Origin of the sequence: Solidesulfovibrio aerotolerans, assembly GCF_009856865.1 — a bacterium.
Taxonomy (GTDB): Bacteria; Desulfobacterota; Desulfovibrionia; order Desulfovibrionales; family Desulfovibrionaceae; genus Solidesulfovibrio; species Solidesulfovibrio aerotolerans.
On sequence record NZ_WVUD01000001.1, the window covers coordinates 62,730 to 83,919 of the forward strand.

A 21,190-nucleotide genomic window follows, 5' to 3' on the forward strand; every position below is an offset into this window, starting at 1 on the left:
CCCACGCATCTCTCAAATTGTAGAGGCCTTTATGGACTCAACTCGCATATTCCCGACGCATCGACAGCTTGAAACGAACACAATTCATTTTGATCTCGTTAAGGATGACGTTTCTTTGTCTGGGGTAGTGGCTTGCGGAGAACTGCGGCTCTATGGATCGTCGGGGACCATAGACCCCTCCGCCGTGACCTGCCGGCGTTGCCTGCGGACGAAGGCCTATCGAGAGGCGGTGAAATGAAACGGCCAGCGTTTCCTTTCCCGTATTCATGCCTGTCGCCACCGGGGGCGCGTTCGCGCTGCTGCCGCGTTGAGGTGTTGGCGTATCCACCGTTTCCATAGGCCTTGTTCGGGTCTGCCTGCCGCCCTGGAGTTAGTCGAAACGGCGCTGGTCGATGAGTCTGGGCGCGCCTGGGGCGATGGTTTCTTCGGCCGGCAGCACCGTCACCTGGGGGCGCAGCTTGAGCCGCTCCTGGAACCGGGCCGCGAAAGCGGCTGTGTCCAGCGGCTCGCTGCAGCACAGGCGCACCTCGATGGCATCTTTGCCGTCGGGATTTCGCACCACGATCTGCCACGCGGCGATGGCCGGGAAGCCGGCGGCGACTTCGGCGGCCTGGGCCGGATAAATGAACTGCCCTTTGACCTTGGCCGTATCGTCGGCCCGGCCGAGGATGCCGGTCAGACGCGGCGAAGTGCGGCCGCAGGGGCAGGGCGCGTCATCCAGCCTGGAGAGATCGCCCGTGGCCAGGCGGATGAGCGGATAGGCGTTAACAAAGGGCGTAAAGACCACTTCGCCGATCTCGCCGGCAGGCAGGGGACGGCCGGTGCCTGGTTCACAGATTTCGAGAATGCCCCGGGAACTGACGTGCATGCCGGTGAGTTCCGAGCATTCGTAGGCGATGCAGCCCACGTCGGCCGTGCCGTAGCCTTGGCGGATGGTCATGGCAAAGGCGTCCTGCACCTTCTGGCGCAGGCTCTCGGGCAGGCGCTCGGCCGCCACAAAGGCCGTGCGCAGCCGGAAATCCCGGTGCAGGTCGAGGCCCCGCTCCCGGGCCTTGTCGGCGATGACGTCGAGGTAGCTGGTCATGCCGACGAAGCCGGTCACCGGCAGGCGGGTCATGAGGTCGATCTGGACGTCGGTGTTGCCCGGTCCGGCCGGGATGACGGCGCAACCGAGTTCCAGCAGCGGTTCCTCCAGCATGAGTCCGGCCGGGGTCAGGTGGTAGCTAAAGGTCATCTGGACCAGATCGCCCCGGGCAAAGCCGGCGGCGTAAAAGGCCTCGGCCCAGCCCCAATAGTCCGGCCCCGGTCCTTCGGGATCATAGAGCGGTCCCGGCGACTGGTAGATGCGCCGCAGCCCGGCAACACCGCCGGTGAGCAGGCGGGCCAGTCCGGCCCCGCCGTCCTGGAGGGCGAGGAGCTGTTTTTTACCAAGCGGCGGGATGCGGGCGAAATCGTCCCAGGAGGCGATGTCCGATGGAACCAAGCCGGCGGCCTCCAGGCGGCTGCGAAACTCCCCGCTGTGCGCGAAGGCATGGTTTAAAAGCTCGCCCAGGCGGTCGAATTTGCGGGCCGCCACGGCCTCGCGGTCCATGCCCTCCAGGGGGGAATACAAGCCGGAAGCGGGCTTTGCTGCGTCCATATTTCGCCTCTTTCTCGAATTGCGTTGGGCCTGCCTCGGCCATCCTGTCCACACCGACCACACCCCCCAGCGTCATACCCCCTCTGAAAACTCATCCCATCAAGGGGGTCCGGGGGGGATTATCCCCCCCGGCCGCCGGAGGCCTCTTTTCTTATTTATTCTGTTACCCCAGCCAGCGTTTGCGGCGGCGGTAGTGTTTGACGTCCCGGTAGCGGCGTTTTTCGCCGCCGTGGGACAGGCCCAGATAGAATTCCTGGACATCGGGATTGTTTAAAAGCTCCTGGGACGTGCCGTCGAGGACGATGCGGCCGTTTTCCATGATAAAGCCGACATCGGCGATACCCAGGGCCGCCCGGGCGTTTTGCTCGACCAAAAGGATGGTCACGCCATCGTCGCGGTTGACCCGGCGGATGATGTCAAAGATTTCCTCGACGAGCAGCGGGGCCAGTCCCAGGGAGGGTTCGTCGAGGAGCAGCAGGCGCGGTTTGGCGATGAGCGCCCGGCCGATGGCCAGCATCTGCTGCTCGCCGCCGGACATGTAGCCGGCCAGTTGCAGCCGACGTTCCCGCAGGCGCGGGAAGTAGTCGTAGACGCGCTCCACGCTGGCCCGAAACTCCCGGGCCGGGCGGGTGACGCCGCCGCAGCGCAGGTTGTCCTCCACGCTCATGTCCTCAAACACCCGCCGGCCTTCCATGACCTGGAACACGCCCAGGCGCACGATGCGTTCCGGGGCGAGCCGGCTTATGGGCGCGCCGTCGTAGACGATGCGCCCGTCGGTGATGGCTCCGTCCTCGCCGGCCAAAAGCCCGGAGATGGCTTTGAGGGTGGTGGACTTCCCGGCCCCGTTGGCCCCGAGCAGGGCCGTGATGCGACCCTGCACGGCGCGCAGCGACAGCCCTTTGAGGGTGAGCGCCACGTCGTTGTAAACGACTTCGAGGTTTTCAACGGCGAGCAGATCCACGGCGTCTATTTCCCCAGCCATTCGGGCTTGCGTTCCAGGGTTTCCGTGACCACTTCGACCATTTTGCCGGCATCGACCTTGTAGATGATGACCGACATATTGGGCCGGTGGTCGTTGGGGAAGTAGCTGATGGGCGGGGTCAGGCCCATGGGATTGTAGTCGCGCAGCGTTTCCAAGGCGTCCTTGATGGCCGGGCCGGTAAGCGGGCCTTTGGCGGCGGCGATCTTAAGGCCTTCGGCCATGACCAGCATGGAGGCAAAGCCCCGGATGTAGTGGGTCATTTTCGGCGCGCCGTTGGTCAGCTTTTCGATGACGGCCATGCCGGGAACCTTCTGGCCGTAGACCACGGCGGTCTGGAGCGAATAGGTGCCGTTGGCAGCATCGCCGGCCAGCTTGAACAGGCTTTCGTCCACGCCCCAGATGTTGCAGAAAAACGTGGTCTTAAAGCCCAGCTTCTGGGCGTCCTTCATGATGACGGCGGCCGAAGGTGTGGTGCCGCCGATCCAGACGTAGTCCGGGGCCAGCTTTTGCAGGCGCAGCATCTGGGCCATGGCATCCATGGCTCCCAGGGCCACGGTCTCATCGCCCACGATCTCAAAGCCCAGTTCCTTGGCATAGTCCTTGGCCGCCGGGATGGGCACCAGCCCATAGGGATGGTCGGGGTAGACAAAGGCCACCTTGGGAGCGCGGGCTTCTTTCCAGTTGGCTTTGAAGTATTTGAGCGCCCCACGGATCTGGGTGGAATAGTCGGCGGCCACGAAGAAGTTGTACGGGGCCTTGGCCGGATCGGTCAGATGGGCGGAGTAGGAAGCCGACAGGGTGGGGATTTGATCCTTGCCCACGAACTTGGTCAGGGCTTCGGTGTCCTGGGTGCCCCAGCCCTGCAGGGCCACGATCTTATCCTGGGAGGTGAACCGCTTATACGCGGACAGGGCCTGTTGGGCGTTGTAGGCGTAGTCCACCTCGATGAGCTTTAGGGGCTTGCCGGCGATGCCGCCGTTTTCATTTAAATATTTGGCCGCGTCCTTGATGCCCTCGGAGTAGGGCACGCCCACGGCCGAGGTCGGGCCGGACAGGTCGGAGAGAAGGCCGATGTTGACGGACTCCTCGGCGCGCACGACACCGGGCACAGCCAGGGTCCAGGCCAGGGCCAGGGTGAGCAGTTTTGCCAGTCGTTTCATTTTTCCCCCCACGGTTGCTTGTTGCGTCCCGGCTTTGCCTACCGGGATGTCTGGAAATCCCTTGCTGTCCATGCGGCTGGCGGAGCGCTTGGGCACTGTTGCCGCATCTTGCGCCTGGCTAATGGGCAAAGGGATAGAGCTTCCAATAGGATTTGACGAGCCGCCAGCGGTTGGCCAGCCCTTCGGGTTCAAAGATCAGGAACAGGACCAGGACCAAGCCAAAGACGCCTTCCTTCATGGCCAGCAGCGCGCCGCTTAAGTCTGTGAAAGCCGCGCCGGCATGTTGGGCGATAAAATTGAGCAGTTCCGGCAGGATGGTAATAAAGACTGCGCCGAAGACGCCGCCGATGACGCTGCCCAGACCCCCGATGATGATCATGGCCAGATAGCTGACCGACAGCCCGATGCCGAACTGCTCCGGGGTGATGTACATGGTGTAGCTGCCCCAGAGCGCTCCGCCCACACCGGCCAGAAAGGAACTGAGGCCAAAGGCCCGCAGCTTGTAGGCGAAAAGGTCCACGCCGACGATCTCGGCCGAGAGGTGGTAGTCGCGGATGGCCACAAAGGCCCGGCCCAGGCGCGTGCGCATGACGTTTCGCACGGCCAGCACGCACAAGACGGCCACGGCCAGGGTCAGGTAGAACATCTTGAGGTCGGAATCGAAGGCGAAGCCGAAAATGGACGGCGGATCAAGGGCCATGCCGCCGGAACCGCCGGTGACGGCGTCCCAGTGGAGAAAGACGTATTCGAGGATGAGCTGGGCGGCCAGGGTGGCGATGGCCAGATAGATGCCTTTCAGGCGCAGGGAGGGCAGGCCGAAGACCATGCCGGTCAGGGCCGTGATGGCCCCGGCCCCGGGCAGAACCAGCAGAAACGGCAGGCCCAGGTTGGCCAGATAGGCGGCCGAGTAGGCCCCGACCCCGAAAAAGGCCCCGTGGCCCAGGGAGATCTGGCCGCAGGAACCGGTGAGCAGGTTTAAGGATACCGCGCCGATGACGGAAATATTAATCAGGCACAGGATGGAGACGAGGTACTTGTTCATGGCCCAGGGAGCCAGACACAGGGCCGCGAAAAAAAGGAGCATGGAAATTTTCAAGAACCGGCCGGGGAAAAGCTGGGCCTCGCCGGCGTAGGTCCGGAAAAACAGTCCGCATTGTCCGTGCATGGGCTACACCCGCTCGATTTCCCGGGCGCCGAAGAGCCCGTAAGGTTTGATCATGAGGATGATGACGAGGAAGAGAAACGCGGCCACGTCCTTGAAGCCCCCAAGGCCAAGAAACTCCTTGGCCGCGCCATCGCAGACGTTTTCCAAAACGCCGATGATAAGGCCGCCCAGGGCCGCGCCCAGCAGGCTGTCCAGGCCGCCGAGAATCACGGCCGGGAAAACCTTGAGGCCCAGATGCCCGAGCTGGGCGTTTATGCCGTTGATGTTGCCAAGGATGACCCCGCCGATGGAGGAGACCATGGCGGCGATGCACCAGGACAGGGCGAAGATGTTTTTAATCCCGATGCCCATGCTGGCGGCGGCCTGCTGGTCAAAGGCCGTGGCCCGCATGGCGATGCCCAGGCGCGAGTATTTGAAAAAGGCCGAGAAGATGAGGAAGAGGATGATGGAGAGGGCAAAGGCGGCCAGATAGACCGGGGCCACGGGCAGCCCGGCGATCATCACCGGCTCCTGGGGCAGCACCGGCGGAAAGACCTGGATCTGCGTGCCCCAGAACAGCTGGACCAGGGATTTGAGCACCGAGGACAGGCCGATGGTGACCATAATGACGCTTATGATGGGTTCGCCGATCATGGGCCGCAGGATGAGCCGTTCGATGGCGATGCCGAGAATGAACGAGAAGGCGAGCGTCAGGAAAAAGGCCGCCAGAAAGGGCAGCTTGGCCTGGACGGTCAAGGAAAAGCAGATGTAGGCCCCGACCATGACCAGCTCGCCCTGGGCGAAATTGACCACCTTGGTGGCCTTGTAGATGATGACAAAACCCAGGGCCACAAGGCTGTAGATGCTGCCAATGACGAGGCCCGAAACAAGCAGTTGCAGATAATAGTCCACGCTCTCTCCTCATGCCCTGGCCGCACGCGGCGGCCAAATTCTTCGCAACAGCAGCTAATCAGCCGGGACCGGCCGTCTCGGCCACGTTTTCCAGACGCAGTTCGCCGCACATCTCCCGGACGCTGGCGTCCTGGTAGGTGATTTCGCTCCGCAGATTGAGGCTGCAGGCGTCGGAATAGAGCGCCTCGATGAGGCCGGCATAGCGCTCGCCGACCACTTTGCGGCGCACCTTGCGGGTGCGGGTCAGTTCGCCGTCGTCGGCGTCGAGTTCCTTAAACAGCAAGGCGAAGCGGCGCACCCGCATCTGGGGAGCCAACCCGGCGTTTATGCCGGCGATCTCGCCCTGCACCAGCCCGTAGACCTCGGCCTTGGCGGCCAGATCCTGGTAGGTGGTATAGGTGAGTCCCTTGGACTCGGCCCAGCGGCCGACGATCTCGGCGTCGATGCAGACGATAGCGGCCAGATGGTCGCGGGTATGGCCGAGGACCACGGCCTCTTTGACGTAGGGCGAGAACTTGAGCTTGTTCTCCATGAACTGGGGCGAGAACTTGAAGCCGTCGGCCAGGGTCATGACGTCTTTGACCCGGTCGATGACCACCAGCCGGCCGGCGTCGTCGAAATAGCCGGCATCGCCCGAGCGCAGCCGGCCGTCGTCGGTGAGCGTTTCGGCCGTGGCCTCGGGGTTTTTGTAATAGCCGAGAAAGACCGACGGACTCCGGGACAGGATTTCACCGTCGGCGGCAATGGTGAGTTCGGTGTCCGGGATGGGCTGGCCCACCGAAGTGAAATCCACGGCCCCGTCGCGGTGGATGCAGGAGATGCCGGCGATTTCGGTCTGGCCGTAGATCTGTTTGAGATTGACGCCCATGGCGTGGAAAAAGCGGAAAGCGTCGGGACCAAGGGCCGCGCCGCCAGTGCTGGCCGAACGGACGTTGGAAAAGCCGAGCCGGTCTTTGAGCGCCCGGAAAAGACAGGCCCAGGCGAGGAAATAGGCCAGACGCAGGGCCAGGCCCGGCTTGCGGCCGGCAAAGCGGGCATCGGCGTAGCGGATGCCGATGGGCAGGAGTTTTTCATAGAGAAAGCGTTTGAGCGGCGTGGTCTCCATGATCTTGACCCGGACCCGGGCGGCCAGATTCTCCCAGACGCGCGGGGGCGAGAAAATGACGTGGGGACCGATCTCCCGGATGTTTTCCTGCACCGTGTCCGGGTCTTCGGGGAAATTGACGGTGAAGCCGAAAAGGAGCGCCGAGGCGGCGGCCATCATCTGTTCGCCCATCCAGGCCAGCGGCAGGAAGGAGACGAACTCGTCGGTGTCGCGCTTGGCGTCCACCAGTCCCAGGTTGTGGGCCATGGCCAGGAGGTTTTTGTGCGAGAGCAGGGCCAGCTTGGGCCGGCCGGTGGTGCCGGAGGTGGTGGCAATAAGGCAGGGATCATCCGGGGACAGCGCCCGGGTCCAGGCTTCAAACTCCCCGGCCAGTTCGCGGCCAAGGTCGCGCACGGCCTCAAAGCTGACCAGTCCGGGTTCGTCAAGGCCGGCAAGGCCCTTGGCATCGTGGTACACGATGTGGGCCAGATGCGGCAGCTCGGGGCGAAGGCCCAGGATCTTGTCCACCTGCTCCTGGTCTTCGGCGACGACGAGCCTTGCTTCGGACAGCTTGAAAATGTGGGCGATTTCCTCGGCCGGGGCGTCCTGGTACAGGCCCAGGGCAATGCCGCCGAGAGCCTGGATGGCCAGCTCGGCAAAGAGCCACTCGGGCCGGTTGTCGCCAATAAGGATGACGATATCGCCCCGGCCCAGGCCGTATTTTTTGAGGCCGCCGGCAAATTCGGCTGCGGCGGCGAGGTAGTCGCTCCAGGAAAAGCGCTGCCACACGCCCCATTGCTTTTCGCGCAGGGCGGTCTTTGCGCCATGGGCGCGGGCGCGCCGCAGCAGCAGGCCGGGCAGGGTGTCGTCGTAGATTTTTCGGGCGTCGCCCATCGTCACATCCGCGTATCGGTTATCGGTTGCCGGACGCCGCGCTTGGTGTCCGCGAAAAAGGCTGTGCCGCTGCGGCTGGCAACCCCCTGAAAGCGTTTTTTCCCTTTAAAATACGGCAGTACTTTGAAGGGACGCAATTCTAGCGCCCCAGAAACACCGCGTCTTCGCCGCCGAGGTAGGCGGCCACCACGGCCGGATCGGCCATGACCGCTTCGGGCGGGCCTTCGGCCAGCACCCGGCCGAAATCCAGGACCACCACCTTGCTGGAGATATCCATGACCACGCCCATGTCGTGCTCGACGAGCAGCACGGTCATGCCCCATTCTTCATTGATATCGAGGATATAGCGGGCCATGTCCTCGGTTTCCTCAAGGTTCATGCCGGCCATGGGTTCATCCAGCAGGATCAGGTCGGATTCGGCCGCCATGGCCCGGCCGAGTTCCACCCGTTTTTGCACGCCGTAGGGCAGTTTGCCGGCCGGATGGTGGCGGTAGGGCGAAAGCCGCAGAAAATCGATGACATCCTCCACCCGGCGGCGGTGGGCGTCCTCGGCCCGGCGGGCCGGCCCGAAGTAGAGGATGGAGGCCAGCAGGCCATAGCTCATGCGGGCGTGGCGGCCGACCATGAGATTATCGAGCACCGAGAGGCCCTTAAACAGCGCGATATTTTGAAAGGTACGCGACAGGCCAAGGCTGGTGCGGGCATGGGCCGGCACGGCCAGCAGATCGCGCCCGCCGAGGTGGATGCTCCCGGAGTCCGGGGTATAGCGGCCGCTTATGCAGTTGAGCATGCTGGTCTTGCCGGCCCCGTTGGGACCAATCAGCGAGACGATGCCGCCTTTGTCCACGGTGAAGCTGACACCGGTCAGGGCCGCGATGCCCCGAAAGGTCAGGGTGACGTTGTCGATTTCCAGAAAGGCCATCAGCTCGTCCACTCCTCTTCAAAGTCGGCGGCGGACACGAGCTTGTACCCCTTGCGTTCGATGGCCCCGGCCACCAGACACGGATCGTCCACGGCCAGCCGGATGACCACCATGCGCCGGTCGTTGTGGTAAAACGTGCCGGTGGCGATGATGCTGACGCCAAGCTCGTTAATGATGCCGGAGACTTCATGGAGGACGCCGGTGCGGTCTTCCACCTCAAAGACGATGCGCGAACCGCCTTGTTTGAGCCCCATTTCCTCGACCAGCACGTCGAGCATGACCGAACGGGTGATGTAGCCGACGAGCTTTTGCTGGTCCCCCACCACGGCCAGTCCGGCCAGATTTTTCTGGTGCATGATTTCGGCGGCCTGCTCGATCTCCATTTCCGGGTGCACGGCAATGATGTCCTTGCGCATGATCTTTTGCACGGTGAGCTTGGACAGGAGGTAGAGGGCCTCGTGCTTTTCCAGGGTGGTCATGATGGAAGGCAGGGCCAGGGCGATGTCTTCCTTGCGCACGTAGCCCAAGAGCTTTCTGTCGTCGCCAACGACAAGAAGCATCCAGAAATCGCTGCCCGTCAGCAGTTTGTCCGCGTCGAGGACCGGGGTTTGCGGCGTGACTTTTTTAAAGTCCTTAAGCATCTTGAGACCGACGTACATAATTCGCCCCCCCATAAAAGGATGCGATGCGTGCGCGCTGCCGCTGCTGTGCAGGGAAGCTTGGAAATAAGCCCTGTACGGATGGTGCTGCTGAGAACTGTTCGAAAGAAATTTCAATAATAACTTGTCCAACGGTAAAGCATGTTATTTGCTTTGTGTGCCTCGGTCAAGGCTCGGGCAATATAGTTGCACTGACAACTGTTAACGTGTGCAGCAGTGGTTGGCCTGGGTGCTGTGGCCATGGCGGCGTGGTTGCCAAGCGTCCCGTCTGCCGCCCGTGGCGGTTTGGCACTCGGCCCAGGGGAACAGGGGCAGGCGCGGATATTGGGCTGGTGTTCGGGAAACGGCCCCGGCGTGATACGGCCCGGAGGCAGGTCTGGGATCTTGGCCGGGGCCAAGGTCTGCGGGGGGCTAGCCTGGACGAACCAGCCACAGGCGAAACGGTCGGGCCAAGCCGGCTTGCTTGTCGGTGTACCCGGTGAAAACCAGCGCGGCACCGTCCGGGGCCAGTTGGTAGAGCTGGCGCATGTCGTGGTAGAGAATGCGGCCATCGTCCGGCGAGAACACCGGCTCGAAGAAATCATCGCCGGCCTGACCGCCGGCCTGGGCCAGCTGGCGCGGTTTTTCACCCGGGCGTACGGACCACAGTTCAGACTGGCCGGTTGCGGTGCGGCGAATGTCTCCTGCTTGCAGCCTGCGTGTGAAGCACGTAATTCGTGAAGTCTGGGCGCATACCAGAACAACGAGGAGGGTCTATGGGACGCTTGGCGTATTGTGCAGCATCGGGCGCGCTCTTTCGCCGTGTGCTTCTGGCTGTGGGCTGTGTCGCCATACTCTTGGCGGCGACCGTCGCCTGGGGGCAGGCCTTGCAGCCGGGACAGGTGGCGGTGAGCGTCGATAATGGAAACAATCTGCGTGCGGCGGGTGGCCGTGACTATAAGACGGCCAGGATTCTCGGCACGCTGGACGCCGGAGATTGGGTGCGTGTTCTTGGCTTGGACAACGCCTGGGCCGAGGTGGAGCGTTACGACGGCACACGCGGCTTCGTGCATGCCAAATGCCTGGTTCCGGTTGGGCAATACATCGCCGCACAAAAAAATCCGGGCGATTTCCGTTGTGCCCGGGAGATGCCACGGCGTTTTGCGGTGGATCTCGGCGGGGCTGCCGGGCGTGGCGTTGTCGCGCTGGAGGATGTTCCCGACCTTTTTGGCGGCGGGGCGAGAATCCGGGTGTTGTCCGGCGCGGGTGACACCCTCTGGCTGGGGCCTGTTGGCGACGTGTACGACGTGCGGGGGCCGGCAAACCCCCTGGCTTTCTATTGCCATCACAGCGGCGTGTCCTGGCCGGAACTCGTCGGCAACCTCGACGGCGGCGGGCAGGTGGAAATCCTCGCGCCAGTCGGCCAGTCGGATGTTTCCGTCAGCGCGTTTAACCGCATCCGCTGGACCGGGAAGGCTTTTGAACCGGTTTTTGCGGGCCGGTCCCTGGTGGAAACGCCGAAAGGCTCCGGGAACTACGCCTTTGCGCCGTATGAGGGGGATAGCCTCGGCGTTCGATGGGTGATGTCGTTTGCCAAGTGGCGCGGCCAGGGGTTGGCGGAGGCAGATATTTACGAATATCTTAAACAGGGGGGTGGTACGCAATTGCTGGCCGGCAAGGCCGTCCTGCGCTTTACGCCTGGCGGAGCGCAGCTTGTGGAATGGCTCAAGCCCATGCGCGCCACCCAGTGACCGGGGGACGGGCCTGCCTGCCGCCTTGCCGTCACGTCTGGCCTTCTGCCCATGGCTGTGGGGCAGGCAGGCCGTCAAGCGCCTCAAAAAGGCCCCTGACCTTTCCGGTCAGGGGCCTTGCAAGCAATCGCCAGAAGGGGCGGGCGTCCTGCCCCGGCGGCGTGTTAGAAATCGCCGGTGGCTTGGCGGTAGGCCACGATGTCGGCCACGCTGACGAGCGGCAGGCCGTGGGTGGCGGCAAAGGCCGTCAACTGCTCACCCTTGGCCATGGTGCCGTCGGGGTTGGTTATTTCGCACAACACCCCGCACGGCGAATGGCCGGCTAAGCGGGTCATATCCACCGTGGCTTCGGTATGGCCGCGCCGGGTGAGCACGCCCCCGGCCTTGGCCACCAGCGGAAACACGTGCCCCGGCCGGGCCAGATCGGAGGGTTTGGCTGTGGCGGCGGCCGCCGTTTTGACCGTGGTCAGCCGGTCGGCGGCAGACACGCCGGTGGTGACGCCGGTGGCCGCTTCGATGGTGACGGTAAAGGCCGTGCCGTTCACGCAGGTGTTGACCGCAACCATAGGCGGCAACTCCAGGGCACGCGCCTTGTCCTCGGTCAGGCACAGGCACACGATGCCGCTGCATTCGCGAATGAGCATGGCCATCTGCGGCACGGTCAGGGTGTCGGCGGCGAAGATGAGGTCGCCCTCGTTTTCGCGGTCGTAATCATCGACCACCAGGATGCCGTGCCCCTGGCGCATGGCTTCGATGGCGGCCCGGGTCCGGGCAATGGCGGCGTCGACATTGGAAAATGGCTGATTCATGGCGCTCTCCGAAAAAGAGGTTTTCTGGGCCAGAATCAGGGCGGAAAAAAAAGACGACCGGGCAGGACACAACGTCCTGCCGGCCTCGCGCCGGAAAATCCGGCGGCGGGGAATGCCGTCTCCTCCTCTTCCATCCGGACTGTAACCGTCGGCCCTGGCCTCGCACCAGGTCTGCTGACCCTGTGTCCGTGACCGGACGCAGGCGCTCGCGGGCTCCCCGGTTGCCCGGGATACCGCCGGTGGGGACTTTCACCCCGCCCTGAGGACAACGGCCGTTTCTACCCCTGCGGCGTACTCCTGGCAAGACGCAAAAATGCCCTGTGCCGCGTCAGGGTGCTGCGCGGTTTGAGCCTGTCTCGCAAGGCGTACGCCCAAAAGCATTTCTGCTTTTGGGTGAATAAAGAGCATAAATGTACGGTGTTGCCGCTTGGCAAACCATGGCGGCAAGTATTGAACGCAACACTTGGAAGCCGGCCGGCGATCCGATGCAGGCTGGCCCTGCCGTTCCTGGGCCAGCCTGCAAGAGCGTTTGGGGGCAGCGTCGTTGGCGGCCTAGCTGCCGCCAACGCACATGGAATAGCCGATGTTACAGTTGTTCATGCACTGCGGCACGCCCGCACAAACATACAGGCAGTTCTGGTAGGATTGGTTGCATCCTCCGCGGACCGGTGGCGGCGGTGGCGGCGGTGGCGGCGGTGGCGGCGGGTAGTACCCTCCTGGCGGAGGATAGTACCCGCCAGGCGGAGGATAGTACGCACCTGGCGGCGGCGGCGGCGGGCCAGCCGGAACGCAGCGCCAGGCTCTGTTTGACCAGCGGGTGCCCGGGGGGCATTGGGCAAAGGCCAGGGTTTGCGCTAAAACGAGGGCAGCAAAAACAAGCACGATGACCATTACGACTGACTTGGGTGAGAATCGCATGGGGGCCTCCTCTCTTTCATGCCGCTACAGTACTGCGATGTTCCAGCCTGGGGCAAGTTGAACTTGCCGGGCCATTCCGGCCACGCGGCCGGGAGCTCCCGGTCTCCCGGGTCGCCCTCCCGGAAAACCGGGCGTTTTTCCCGCACCAGTTCGGGATTTCGCCCGATTTCGTCGGCATCTTCGGGACGTAGGATGCACGCCTGCCCGGCCAGCCGGGAGGAGGTCGCCCATGTCCCAGTCCGATACAGCCCGTCAATCAGGTGAAGCCCGAAACGGACGCCGCCGCCTGCCCGGCCCGGCTGTCCGGGGTGGGCAGGGCGCGCCGATGCCTGCCCTGCCCGCATTGCCCATGGCGCAGCCCGCCCCGGGCCGGCACCATTTGGTCACAACAGCGCTGCCGGCGCTGGGGCCGGATCTCAAGATTGCTGTGTACGCTGCCGGGAACTGCGTCATCCGGGTCATGGAGCACGGCGACGGTCTCGTTATCCGCCTTCGCGGCTTGCCGGACGAAGCGGGTGTGGCCGCGCTTGGCGATTGTCTGGTGGAGGCCCTGGACCGGGGCATTGCTTCCATCCGCATCGCCGTGGCGACCCGGGGGGAGCGGCTGCCGCTGGCTGTCGAGGCGTTGCTGGAGAGTCTGGCCCGTCTGGCCGCCAGCCAGGGGGGGCGGCCCGGACTGTGCATCACCGGGGAGGAGCCGGCCGCCTCGCACCTGGCCCGGGCCGTTGGCCGGGGGCTGGCCCGGAGAGGCAGGAAACGCCGCCCGGCCCAGGGGCAGCCATGAACGCCCTGTGGTGGATCATTTCCGGCGTTGTCCTGCTCGTCCTCGCCTCTAGCCGGCGGGTGCGCCCGGACCGGGAGCGGTTGCCCGGCGATTTTAATTTCGACGCCTACAAGACCCGGGAAATCGTCCAACGCGGGGTGTTTGACAAGACCAAATGGCGGTAGGAAAAGACATTCTGCCGCAGCCGAAACGGCGAAGCGGGCATTCCTGCCGCCCGGCCGCGACCCGCACGCCCGGGCCTGGGTTTTCGTCCGCCTTGGCCTGTTTGGCGGGCCGGGCGGCAGGGCTGACAAGGACCGCTGGAAAGGCTATGTCCGGGACGCTGTGCCCATGGAAGCCGTCACCCCCCACCCCCTCCCCACCGCCAGGGACGACCCGGGCCAGGGCGAACACGAGAACACCGTGGCCGCCCTGCGCGAACGCGTCAAGGAACTGGACTGCCTCTACGCCATCACCCGACTGTCCCAGCGCCAGGACATGGCCCTGGACGACCTCCTGGCCGGAGCCTGCGCCGTGCTGGTGCGGGCCTGGCAGCATCCGGGGGCAGCCTGCGCCCGGGCGACCGTCGGCGGTTGCGCCCAGGCCACGGCCAACTGGCACCGGCCGGCCAGTCGCCAGGAAAGCCCGATCCGCGCCCATGGCGAAGTGGTCGGGCGCATCGAGGTGGGCTATCTGGACAAACGGCCCGAGGCCGACGAAGGCCCGTTTCTGCGCGAGGAGCGGCACCTGCTCGACGCCGTGGCCGAGCATCTGGGCCGCATCATCGAGGCCCGCAAAAACGAGGAGCACCTGCGCCAGCTCTCCCGGGAACTGATCAAGGCCCAGGAGACCGAGCGCCAGCGCCTGGCCCGGGAACTGCACGACGACGTGGCCCAGAATCTGGCCTTGGTCAGCCTGGGCCTGGACCGGTTGGCCGCGCTGCCGGGCGGACCGGCCGGTGCCGGCCAGCAAGGGCTCGACATTGTGCGGGAAAGCGCCACCCGCCTGGGGGCGGCTATCGCCTCCCTGCGCCATCTGGCCGGCGATCTGCTGCCGCCGATGCTCAACCGGCTGGGGCTGGCCGAGGCTGCCGCTGCGTTGTGCCGGGAAACCGCCGCCCGCACCGGTATTGCCGTGGAGTGCACGACGCGTGGCCTGGACGCCTGGCCCATTGATTTCGAGGCCGGCCTGAATCTCTACCGCGTGCTCCAGGAAGGGCTGGCCAACGCCTGCCGCCACGGCCGTTGCACCGCGATTACGGTGCGCCTGACCGCCTCGCATCCGCTGCTGATCCTGCGCATCGACGACGACGGCCAGGGCTTTGATCCCGAGGTCCGGCTGCCCGAAGCCCGGGCGCAAAAGCGGATGGGATTGTGGAGCATGGGGGAACGGCTGCGGCTGCTCGGCGGTCGGTTAACGATCCGGTCGCGTCCCGGCCACGGGGTGCGGATTACGGCCGTGGCACCGGCCGGCAAGGGTGGGGGATGAGCGAAAAACCGGTGCGCCTTGTCATCGCCGACGACCACGGACTGGTGCGCGAGGGCTTGGCCGCCCTCTTGGCCGGCCACCCCCGTTATATGGTGGTGGGTCAGGCCGCAACCGCTGACGAGGCCGTTGGCTGCGTGCGGGAGCTGCGTCCGGATGTGCTGCTGCTGGATATCGGCCTGCCCGGCAGCAGCGGCGTGGAAGTCCTTGGCCGCTTGGAAGGCGTTTCCCCGCGTCCCCGGGTGGTGGTCGTCACCATGCACACCCGGCTCGATCTTGTGGCCGCGTGCTTGCGGGCCGGGGCGCAAGGCTTTGTCGTCAAAGACTCGGCCGCTTCGGGCCTGATTGCTGCTATCGAGGCCGTCATGCGGGGCGAGCGCTATCTCGACGCCGCCATCACACCCCAAGTGCTCCTGGGCCTGGACGCATACGCGGCCCGGCGTTCCCCGGCCGGCGATCCGGCCTATGCCGCACTCACCCGGCGCGAACAGCAGGTGCTGCGGTTGCTTGCCGCCGGCAAAAGCCCGGCAGCCATCGCGGCCGACCTCTTTGTCTCCAAAAAAACCGTGGAAAACCATCGCAGCAACATCTTCGGCAAGCTCGGCCTGTCCAATCTGGCCGAGCTCGTGCATTACGCCGCCCGCCTGGGTATTGTGGACCTGGACTGGGAGGAGTGACGGCGGGTGTCCGGCCCGTTAGCGGACCGCCGCCGTGGCCGTCGGCGCATCGGCATCCTCGACCCCGAAACGGGCTTCAAATTCCCGGCCGAACCGGCACAGGGACTCCAGAATTGGTACGATGCCGCGTCCCAGGTCGGTCAGGGCGTATTCCACCCGGGGCGGCACCTCGGCAAAGACCGTGCGGGTTAGCAGCCCGTCGGCTTCCAATTCCCGCAACTGCTGGGTCAGCATTTTCTGGGTGATGGCCGGCATGGTCCGGCGCAGGGCCGAAAAACGCATGGCGGCGATGTCGCGAAGGTGCCATACGATAAGCGGCTTCCACTTGCCGCCGATGACCGCCAGCGACAGCTCCATGCTGCACGAGTATTCCTTGCCCAGGCAGCGTTTGCGGCTGCACGGCGTTCCCGGTTCGCTCATGTGGTTGCTCCTGCAGGTAGGTTTCCAAAAGGATACTACACAACTTAAATGTGCCTACTTGCATTTTTGGGTATACTGGCAGAATTTCCCCAAAGCGTAAAGCGGAAACCAAACAAGGAGGCCCCATGGAACTTTTTGAGGCCCTGCATACCCGGCGCAGCATCCGGGCATTTACCGACCAGCCCATAAGCGAAGCCGATCTGGAAACCATCCTGCGGGCGGCCATGGACGCGCCCAGCGCTGTGAACGCCCAACCCTGGCATTTCGTGGTCATTACCGACCGGGCCATGCTGGACCCCATCCCGGACATCCATCCCCATGCGGCCATGTGCCGCACGGCCCAGGCCGCCATTGTCAGCGTGGCCGAGATTGCCCTGGAAAAAGCACCCGGCAACTGGATGGTGGACTGCTCCGCCGCCGTTGAAAATCTGCTGCTGGCCGCCCGGGGCCTGGGTATCGGATCGGTCTGGTGCGGCCTCTATCCGCGACAGGAGCGCATGGCCCCCATGGCCGCCTTGCTGGGGCTGCCCGAAGGCTTTTTGCCCCATGCCCTGGTGCCGCTGGGCTATCCGGCCCAGGAATTTAAGCGCGTGGAACGGTTCAAACCCGAACGCATCCATCGCAACGGCTGGTAGCCGTTGGCCCGAAAAGGAGTACGCATGAAAGTTTCTCTTGGTCCCAAGACCATCGCCCTGCCCACCCCGACCTGGCTGGTGGGCACCTACGACGCCGCCGGCAAGCCCAATATCATGACCGCCGCCTGGGGCGGCATCTGCTGTTCCAAGCCGCCGTGCCTGACCGTTTCCCTGCAAAAGCCCCGGCATTCCTACGCCGCCATCATGGAACGGCGGGCCTATACCGTGAGCGTGCCCGCCGAATCCCAGGTCGTGGCGGCCGACTACTGCGGCATCGCCTCCGGCCGTGGCACCGACAAGTTTGCCGCCTGCGGTTTTACGCCGGTGAAAAGCGAACTGGTGGACGCGCCGTATGTGGCCGAGTGCCCGCTTATCATCGAATGCAAGGTGATCCAGGTGCTTGATCTGGGCATGCACACCATGTTCGTGGGCGAAATCATGGACGTCAAAGTGGACGAGGCCGCCATGCGTGACGGCAAGCCTGATCCCCAGGTCATCAAACCGATCATTTTCGCCCCGGAAGACCGGCACTATTACGGTCTGGGAGCCGATCTGGGGCTGGCGTTCTCCATCGGCAAGGAGCTTAAAGGAGCGTAGGCAATGGAAAAGGTACGCCTTGATCCCAACCAGTTGCCGCCCATGCCCGTGGCCCTGGCCGGAACCATGGTCGAGGGGCGGGTCAATTTCATGGCCGCCGGCTGGATCACGCGGCTGGGCTTCAAGCCGCCGCTGATCGGCGTCTCCATCAACCACCGCCAGTGGACCGGCAGCGGCATCCAGGAGACCGGCGCGTTCTCCCTGTGCTTCCCGGGGCCGGCGCTGGTCGAAAAAACCGACTACTGCGGGCTGGTTTCCGGTCGCAATGCAGACAAGTCGGCCCTGTTCGACGTCTTTTACGGCGAAACCCCCGGTGCCCCCATGATCCGGGAATGCCCGCTGTGCCTGGAGATGCGGCTCTATCAGACCGTGGAACTCCCCTCCAACCGGTTTTTTATCGGCGAGATCAAAGCGGCCTGGGCCGACGGGGACATCCTGGCCGACGGCCAGGTGGACATGGAAAAATTCCAACCGCTGCTCTTGACCATGCCCGATAACCGCTACTGGACGCTTGGCCGCCCGGTGGCCGACGCCTGGAGCGTGGGCAAGGCGCTTAAAAAGGAGAAACACCATGAAAGTGTTGGCCATTAACGGCAGTGCCCGCAAAGACGGCAATACCGCTGCCATGCTGCGTATGGCCCTGGCCGAAATCGAAGCCGCCGGCATCGAGACGGAAATGCTCCAACTCCACGGCAAAGACATTCGGGGCTGCATCGCCTGCATGAAGTGCTGGGAAAATAAAGACGGCCACTGCGCCGTCAAAAAAGACATGTTAAACGAGATCATCGACAAAATGGTGGCGGCCGATGGCATGATACTTGGCTCGCCCACCTATTTCGCCAACGTCTCGACCAATATCAAGTCGATCATCGACCGGGCCGGCATGGTGGCCCTGGCCAACGACGCCATGTTGGCCCGCAAAGTCGGGGCGGCTGTCGTGGCCGTGCGGCGCGGCGGAGCCATCCACGTCTTTAATTCCATCAACCACTTCTATTTCATCAACCAGATGGTGGTGCCGGGTTCGAGCTACTGGAACCTGGGACGGGGAATGGAGCCGGGCGAAGTGGAAAGCGACGAAGAAGGCGTCTTGACCATGCAAAACCTGGGCAAGAACATGGCCTGGGTCATGCAAAAACTGAACGCCTAGCGTGTAGTATACGAGGCGAGGAAGAAGAAAAGAGGCCTCCGGCGGCCAAAGGGGTGGCCCCTTTGGAATCCCTCCTGGAAGGCAAGGGGTAAAGGGGGGCCGTGGGCTGCCGTGGATGGGGCGGGCTCGTTTCAGGCCTTTGCCACAGTGGTTCCCGTCAATAGCCAGCGCCGGCTGTTCCGGTCCGCAACCGACCGATTACCCATCATCGCCGATAACCCGTTAAAAAACTTCTTCTAATCAAGGGGGTCCGGGGGGGATTATCCCCCCCGGCCGCCGGAGGCACTCTTACGCCTCTTACGCCTCCTGTCTGCTTGCCTTTTGCCTGGGCCTCGCGGCATAGTGCCAGTCTGGGCAGATGGTTCGGCTGCGGGCCGGGGCTGCCGCGACGCGAGGAGGTTTCCATGTTGCGTATGGCTATCGGGCATGCCAATTGTCTGGACGCAGAGTGCGCCATACGCGGCGCGGTGGACTCCTGCCGTCGGGGCCTGGGCGGGGTCTGGCCGGCCGGGCTGTTGCTTTTTGCCGGGGTCAGCTACGACCACGGCGTCATCTTGCGGGCTGTGGCCGCTGCCTTCCCGGGTGTGCCGTTGGTCGGCGGCACCTCATGCGGCGAGTTGTCTTCGGTCGGCGGCGTCACTGACGACGCTGTACTGCTCATTGCCTTTGGCGGGGAGGGCATCACCTGCGTCGCCGGGGTGGCCCGGGATTTTGCTGCTCCCGGGGCCGATTTGCCGGCCCAGGCGTCGGCTGCGGTGGCAGCGGCCCGGGCCGGGTTTGCAGCCTCGCCGGGTCTGTGTCTGGTCTTTCCTGACGGCGGCCGGGGCGGAGTCCAGGATTTCTGCCAGGGGCTGACCCGGGCGCTTGGCGAGGCCTGCATGGTCCTTGGCGGCGCACCCGGGCGGCATCTGGCCGACCGTCGGCCGATCCGCCAGTTTTTTGGCCGGGAAGTGCTTGTTCATGCCGCGCCGTTTTTGCTTCTTGCCGGGGACGTGCCCCTGGCCATGCGCCTGTCGCGGGGCTGGCGGCCGGTTGGCGGGCTGGCCCGGGTGACCGGGGTGGAAGGCAACGTGGTCAGCCGCATCGGCGACGGCACGGCCCTGGATTTCTACCGCCACTATCTTGGTCCCCATGCCGAGCCGGCCGTGGAGTTGCCGCTGGCCGTGGCCTGCGAAAAGCACAAGGATTTCATGCTGCGCGCCCCGGCCTTTTTCAGCGAAGGCGACGGCAGTATCCAGTTCCCGGCCGGCATCCCCGACGGGTCCATGGTGCAACTGGCCGAGGCCAACCGGACCGACATGCTCACCGACATCCGGACCACGGCCAAGGGGCTGGGCGGCGAGGTGGCTGCCGGCCTGGCGCCGGCCGGGGTGCTGCTTTTTTCCTGCTCCACCCGCCGGGACATTCTCGGCACCAAGGCCGTGGAAGAGATCAATGCGCTGGCCGAGGCCCTGCCTGCCGGCACACCCCTGGCTGGGTTTTACTGCTACGGCGAAATCGCGCCCTCAGCCCCGGGCCTGCCCCTGCATCTGCAAAACGGCTCCCTAGTGGCTCTGCTCCTTGGCGGCGAGGTGCCGGCTGCCAGTCTGGACGCTATCCCGGTCGATCTGCCCTGTCCGGCCGGGGAGACCGAGTCGCTTCGCCGGGAACTCCGGTCGCTCACCCGGGCGCTGTCCCGGGCCACCGAAGCCCGGGAGCGACTGGAGGCCCAGAAGGACCGTTCCCAGGCGCTTATGCGGGTCATCAACCGGGAGATCAACGAGGCCCGGCTTGAAATTCAGCGGAAAAACGAACTGTTGCGCCAAGCCCTGGCCCTGGCCGAGGAGGTGCAGCGCAATCTGCTGCCCCAGGCCGCCCCGGGCCTGCCGGGTTTCGACATTGCCGGCACGAGCTTATACAGTGATGAAACCGGCGGCGATTATTACGATTTTATCCATGCCCCCAACGACCAGCCGGGCCGGTTCGGCGTCATCATCGGCGACGTCACCGGGCATGGCATCGCGGCGGCCCTTTTAATGACCACGGCCCGGGCTTTTTTGCGCATGCGCTCGTTTCAGCCCGGCTCTTTGGCCTCGGTCATGGACGACGTCAATAAGCTCTTGTGCGCCGATCTGGCCGATTCCGGCCGGTTCATGACGCTTTTTTATCTGGCCATTGATGTCGAGAAAAAACGCCTGCACTGGGTGCGCGCCGGCCATGATCCCATCATCCTCTACGACGCGGCCACGGGGCTGGCCAACGACATCCCGGACAAGGGCGGCCCGCCCCTGGGCATCGTCACCGAGGCCCGGTACGCCGAAAACAGCGCTGCCGGTTTTATCCCCGGCCAAGTGGCGCTGCTGGCCACCGACGGTTTGTGGGAAGCCCGCAACGCCAAGGGCGAGATGTTTGGCAAGGACCGGGTGCGCGAACTGCTCGGCCGCCACAGCGACCTGCCCGCCGCCGCCATCGTCGCGGCCGTGCTGGAAGGCTTGCGGGAGTTTCTGGGCGAGGATCAGCCCGAAGACGACGTGACCCTGGTGGCTATCAAAGTGTTGCCGGAGTAGGGAATTTATAAAGAGACCCGGGAGAGGGAATGCCTCCGGCGGCCGGGAGGGGGTAACCCCCTCCCGG

21 protein-coding genes and 1 riboswitch are annotated in these 21,190 nt (G+C 64.5%); of the genes, 10 read left to right on the plus strand and 11 right to left on the minus strand.

The window, feature by feature from the left end:
• Positions 1 to 370 precede the first annotated feature (370 nt).
• The 9 genes from GTA51_RS00270 to GTA51_RS20820 all read right to left on the minus strand — a co-directional run bounded on the left by GTA51_RS00270 (position 371) and on the right by GTA51_RS20820 (position 9,963).
• On the minus strand, positions 371 to 1,639 hold the full coding sequence (locus GTA51_RS00270; RefSeq protein ID WP_160957719.1) for a phenylacetate--CoA ligase family protein: 1,269 nt from the start codon (positions 1,637 to 1,639) through the stop codon (positions 371 to 373).
• 163 nt (positions 1,640 to 1,802) lie between these two features.
• Positions 1,803 to 2,621 (minus strand): ABC transporter ATP-binding protein, encoded by an 819-nt coding sequence (locus GTA51_RS00275; protein ID WP_160957720.1) that lies wholly within the window; start codon positions 2,619 to 2,621, stop codon positions 1,803 to 1,805.
• Entirely contained in the window at positions 2,606 to 3,781 is a 1,176-nt protein-coding gene (locus GTA51_RS00280; RefSeq protein ID WP_160957722.1) for an ABC transporter substrate-binding protein, read from the minus strand. The genes GTA51_RS00275 and GTA51_RS00280 overlap by 16 nt, the downstream gene beginning before the upstream one ends.
• A gap of 118 nt (positions 3,782 to 3,899) precedes the next feature.
• Entirely contained in the window at positions 3,900 to 4,946 is a 1,047-nt protein-coding gene (locus GTA51_RS00285; protein WP_160957723.1) for a branched-chain amino acid ABC transporter permease, read from the minus strand.
• A 3-nt stretch (positions 4,947 to 4,949) separates the two neighbouring features.
• Entirely contained in the window at positions 4,950 to 5,837 is an 888-nt protein-coding gene (locus GTA51_RS00290) for an ABC transporter permease subunit (RefSeq protein ID WP_160957725.1), read from the minus strand.
• 58 nt (positions 5,838 to 5,895) lie between these two features.
• On the minus strand, positions 5,896 to 7,815 hold the full coding sequence (locus GTA51_RS00295; RefSeq protein ID WP_170300314.1) for an AMP-binding protein: 1,920 nt from the start codon (positions 7,813 to 7,815) through the stop codon (positions 5,896 to 5,898).
• A 139-nt stretch (positions 7,816 to 7,954) separates the two neighbouring features.
• Positions 7,955 to 8,737, minus strand: coding sequence for an ABC transporter ATP-binding protein (locus GTA51_RS00300; RefSeq protein WP_160957728.1), 783 nt, complete (start codon positions 8,735 to 8,737; stop codon positions 7,955 to 7,957).
• On the minus strand, positions 8,737 to 9,396 hold the full coding sequence (locus GTA51_RS00305; RefSeq protein WP_160957729.1) for a CBS domain-containing protein: 660 nt from the start codon (positions 9,394 to 9,396) through the stop codon (positions 8,737 to 8,739). The genes GTA51_RS00300 and GTA51_RS00305 overlap by 1 nt, the downstream gene beginning before the upstream one ends.
• Before the next feature lie 411 nt (positions 9,397 to 9,807).
• The gene (locus tag GTA51_RS20820) at positions 9,808 to 9,963 is read right to left on the minus strand and encodes a hypothetical protein (RefSeq protein WP_246197866.1); all 156 of its coding nucleotides are present in this window, start codon (positions 9,961 to 9,963) and stop codon (positions 9,808 to 9,810) included.
• A gap of 188 nt (positions 9,964 to 10,151) precedes the next feature.
• On the opposite strand from GTA51_RS20820, the gene GTA51_RS00315 reads away from it, so the two are divergent.
• A complete protein-coding gene (locus tag GTA51_RS00315) occupies positions 10,152 to 11,126 on the plus strand; it encodes an SH3 domain-containing protein (RefSeq protein ID WP_160957731.1) in 975 nt (324 codons plus the stop codon).
• 164 nt (positions 11,127 to 11,290) lie between these two features.
• Here the strand turns inward: GTA51_RS00315 and ribB are convergent, their stop codons facing one another.
• Complete coding sequence (gene ribB / locus GTA51_RS00320) at positions 11,291 to 11,935, minus strand: 3,4-dihydroxy-2-butanone-4-phosphate synthase (protein ID WP_160957732.1); 645 nt, start codon at positions 11,933 to 11,935, stop codon at positions 11,291 to 11,293.
• A gap of 118 nt (positions 11,936 to 12,053) precedes the next feature.
• A riboswitch (FMN riboswitch) is annotated at positions 12,054 to 12,206 on the minus strand.
• Between the two features lie 876 nt (positions 12,207 to 13,082).
• On the opposite strand from ribB, the gene GTA51_RS00330 reads away from it, so the two are divergent.
• The 4 genes from GTA51_RS00330 (at position 13,083) to GTA51_RS00340 (ending at position 15,778) form a co-directional block, all read left to right on the plus strand.
• On the plus strand, positions 13,083 to 13,637 hold the full coding sequence (locus GTA51_RS00330) for a hypothetical protein (RefSeq protein ID WP_160957735.1): 555 nt from the start codon (positions 13,083 to 13,085) through the stop codon (positions 13,635 to 13,637).
• The gene (locus GTA51_RS20540) at positions 13,634 to 13,801 is read left to right on the plus strand and encodes a hypothetical protein (RefSeq protein ID WP_170300315.1); all 168 of its coding nucleotides are present in this window, start codon (positions 13,634 to 13,636) and stop codon (positions 13,799 to 13,801) included. The genes GTA51_RS00330 and GTA51_RS20540 overlap by 4 nt, the downstream gene beginning before the upstream one ends.
• A gap of 166 nt (positions 13,802 to 13,967) precedes the next feature.
• Positions 13,968 to 15,104, plus strand: coding sequence for a sensor histidine kinase (locus GTA51_RS00335; protein WP_160957737.1), 1,137 nt, complete (start codon positions 13,968 to 13,970; stop codon positions 15,102 to 15,104).
• Entirely contained in the window at positions 15,101 to 15,778 is a 678-nt protein-coding gene (locus tag GTA51_RS00340; RefSeq protein WP_160957739.1) for a response regulator, read from the plus strand. The genes GTA51_RS00335 and GTA51_RS00340 overlap by 4 nt, the downstream gene beginning before the upstream one ends.
• 18 nt (positions 15,779 to 15,796) lie before the next feature.
• Here GTA51_RS00340 and GTA51_RS00345 read toward each other — a convergent pair whose 3' ends face one another.
• Positions 15,797 to 16,198, minus strand: a complete 402-nt coding sequence (locus tag GTA51_RS00345; protein ID WP_160957740.1) for a winged helix-turn-helix transcriptional regulator — start codon at positions 16,196 to 16,198, stop codon at positions 15,797 to 15,799.
• Between the two features lie 125 nt (positions 16,199 to 16,323).
• Here GTA51_RS00345 and GTA51_RS00350 point away from each other — a divergent pair, with 125 nt between their 5' ends.
• The 5 genes from GTA51_RS00350 to GTA51_RS00370 all read left to right on the plus strand — a co-directional run bounded on the left by GTA51_RS00350 (position 16,324) and on the right by GTA51_RS00370 (position 21,123).
• Positions 16,324 to 16,833 carry a nitroreductase family protein gene (locus GTA51_RS00350; RefSeq protein ID WP_160957742.1) on the plus strand — a complete coding sequence of 170 codons (510 nt, stop codon included), beginning with the start codon at positions 16,324 to 16,326 and terminating at the stop codon, positions 16,831 to 16,833.
• 24 nt (positions 16,834 to 16,857) lie between these two features.
• Positions 16,858 to 17,430 carry a flavin reductase family protein gene (locus GTA51_RS00355; protein ID WP_160957743.1) on the plus strand — a complete coding sequence of 191 codons (573 nt, stop codon included), beginning with the start codon at positions 16,858 to 16,860 and terminating at the stop codon, positions 17,428 to 17,430.
• A gap of 3 nt (positions 17,431 to 17,433) precedes the next feature.
• Positions 17,434 to 18,021: a flavin reductase family protein gene (locus GTA51_RS00360; RefSeq protein ID WP_160957745.1), complete on the plus strand. Its 588-nt coding sequence runs from the start codon at positions 17,434 to 17,436 to the stop codon at positions 18,019 to 18,021.
• Complete coding sequence (locus tag GTA51_RS00365) at positions 18,002 to 18,577, plus strand: flavodoxin family protein (RefSeq protein ID WP_160957746.1); 576 nt, start codon at positions 18,002 to 18,004, stop codon at positions 18,575 to 18,577. The genes GTA51_RS00360 and GTA51_RS00365 overlap by 20 nt, the downstream gene beginning before the upstream one ends.
• Before the next feature lie 404 nt (positions 18,578 to 18,981).
• The gene (locus tag GTA51_RS00370) at positions 18,982 to 21,123 is read left to right on the plus strand and encodes a SpoIIE family protein phosphatase (protein ID WP_160957748.1); all 2,142 of its coding nucleotides are present in this window, start codon (positions 18,982 to 18,984) and stop codon (positions 21,121 to 21,123) included.
• Positions 21,124 to 21,190 lie beyond the last annotated feature (67 nt).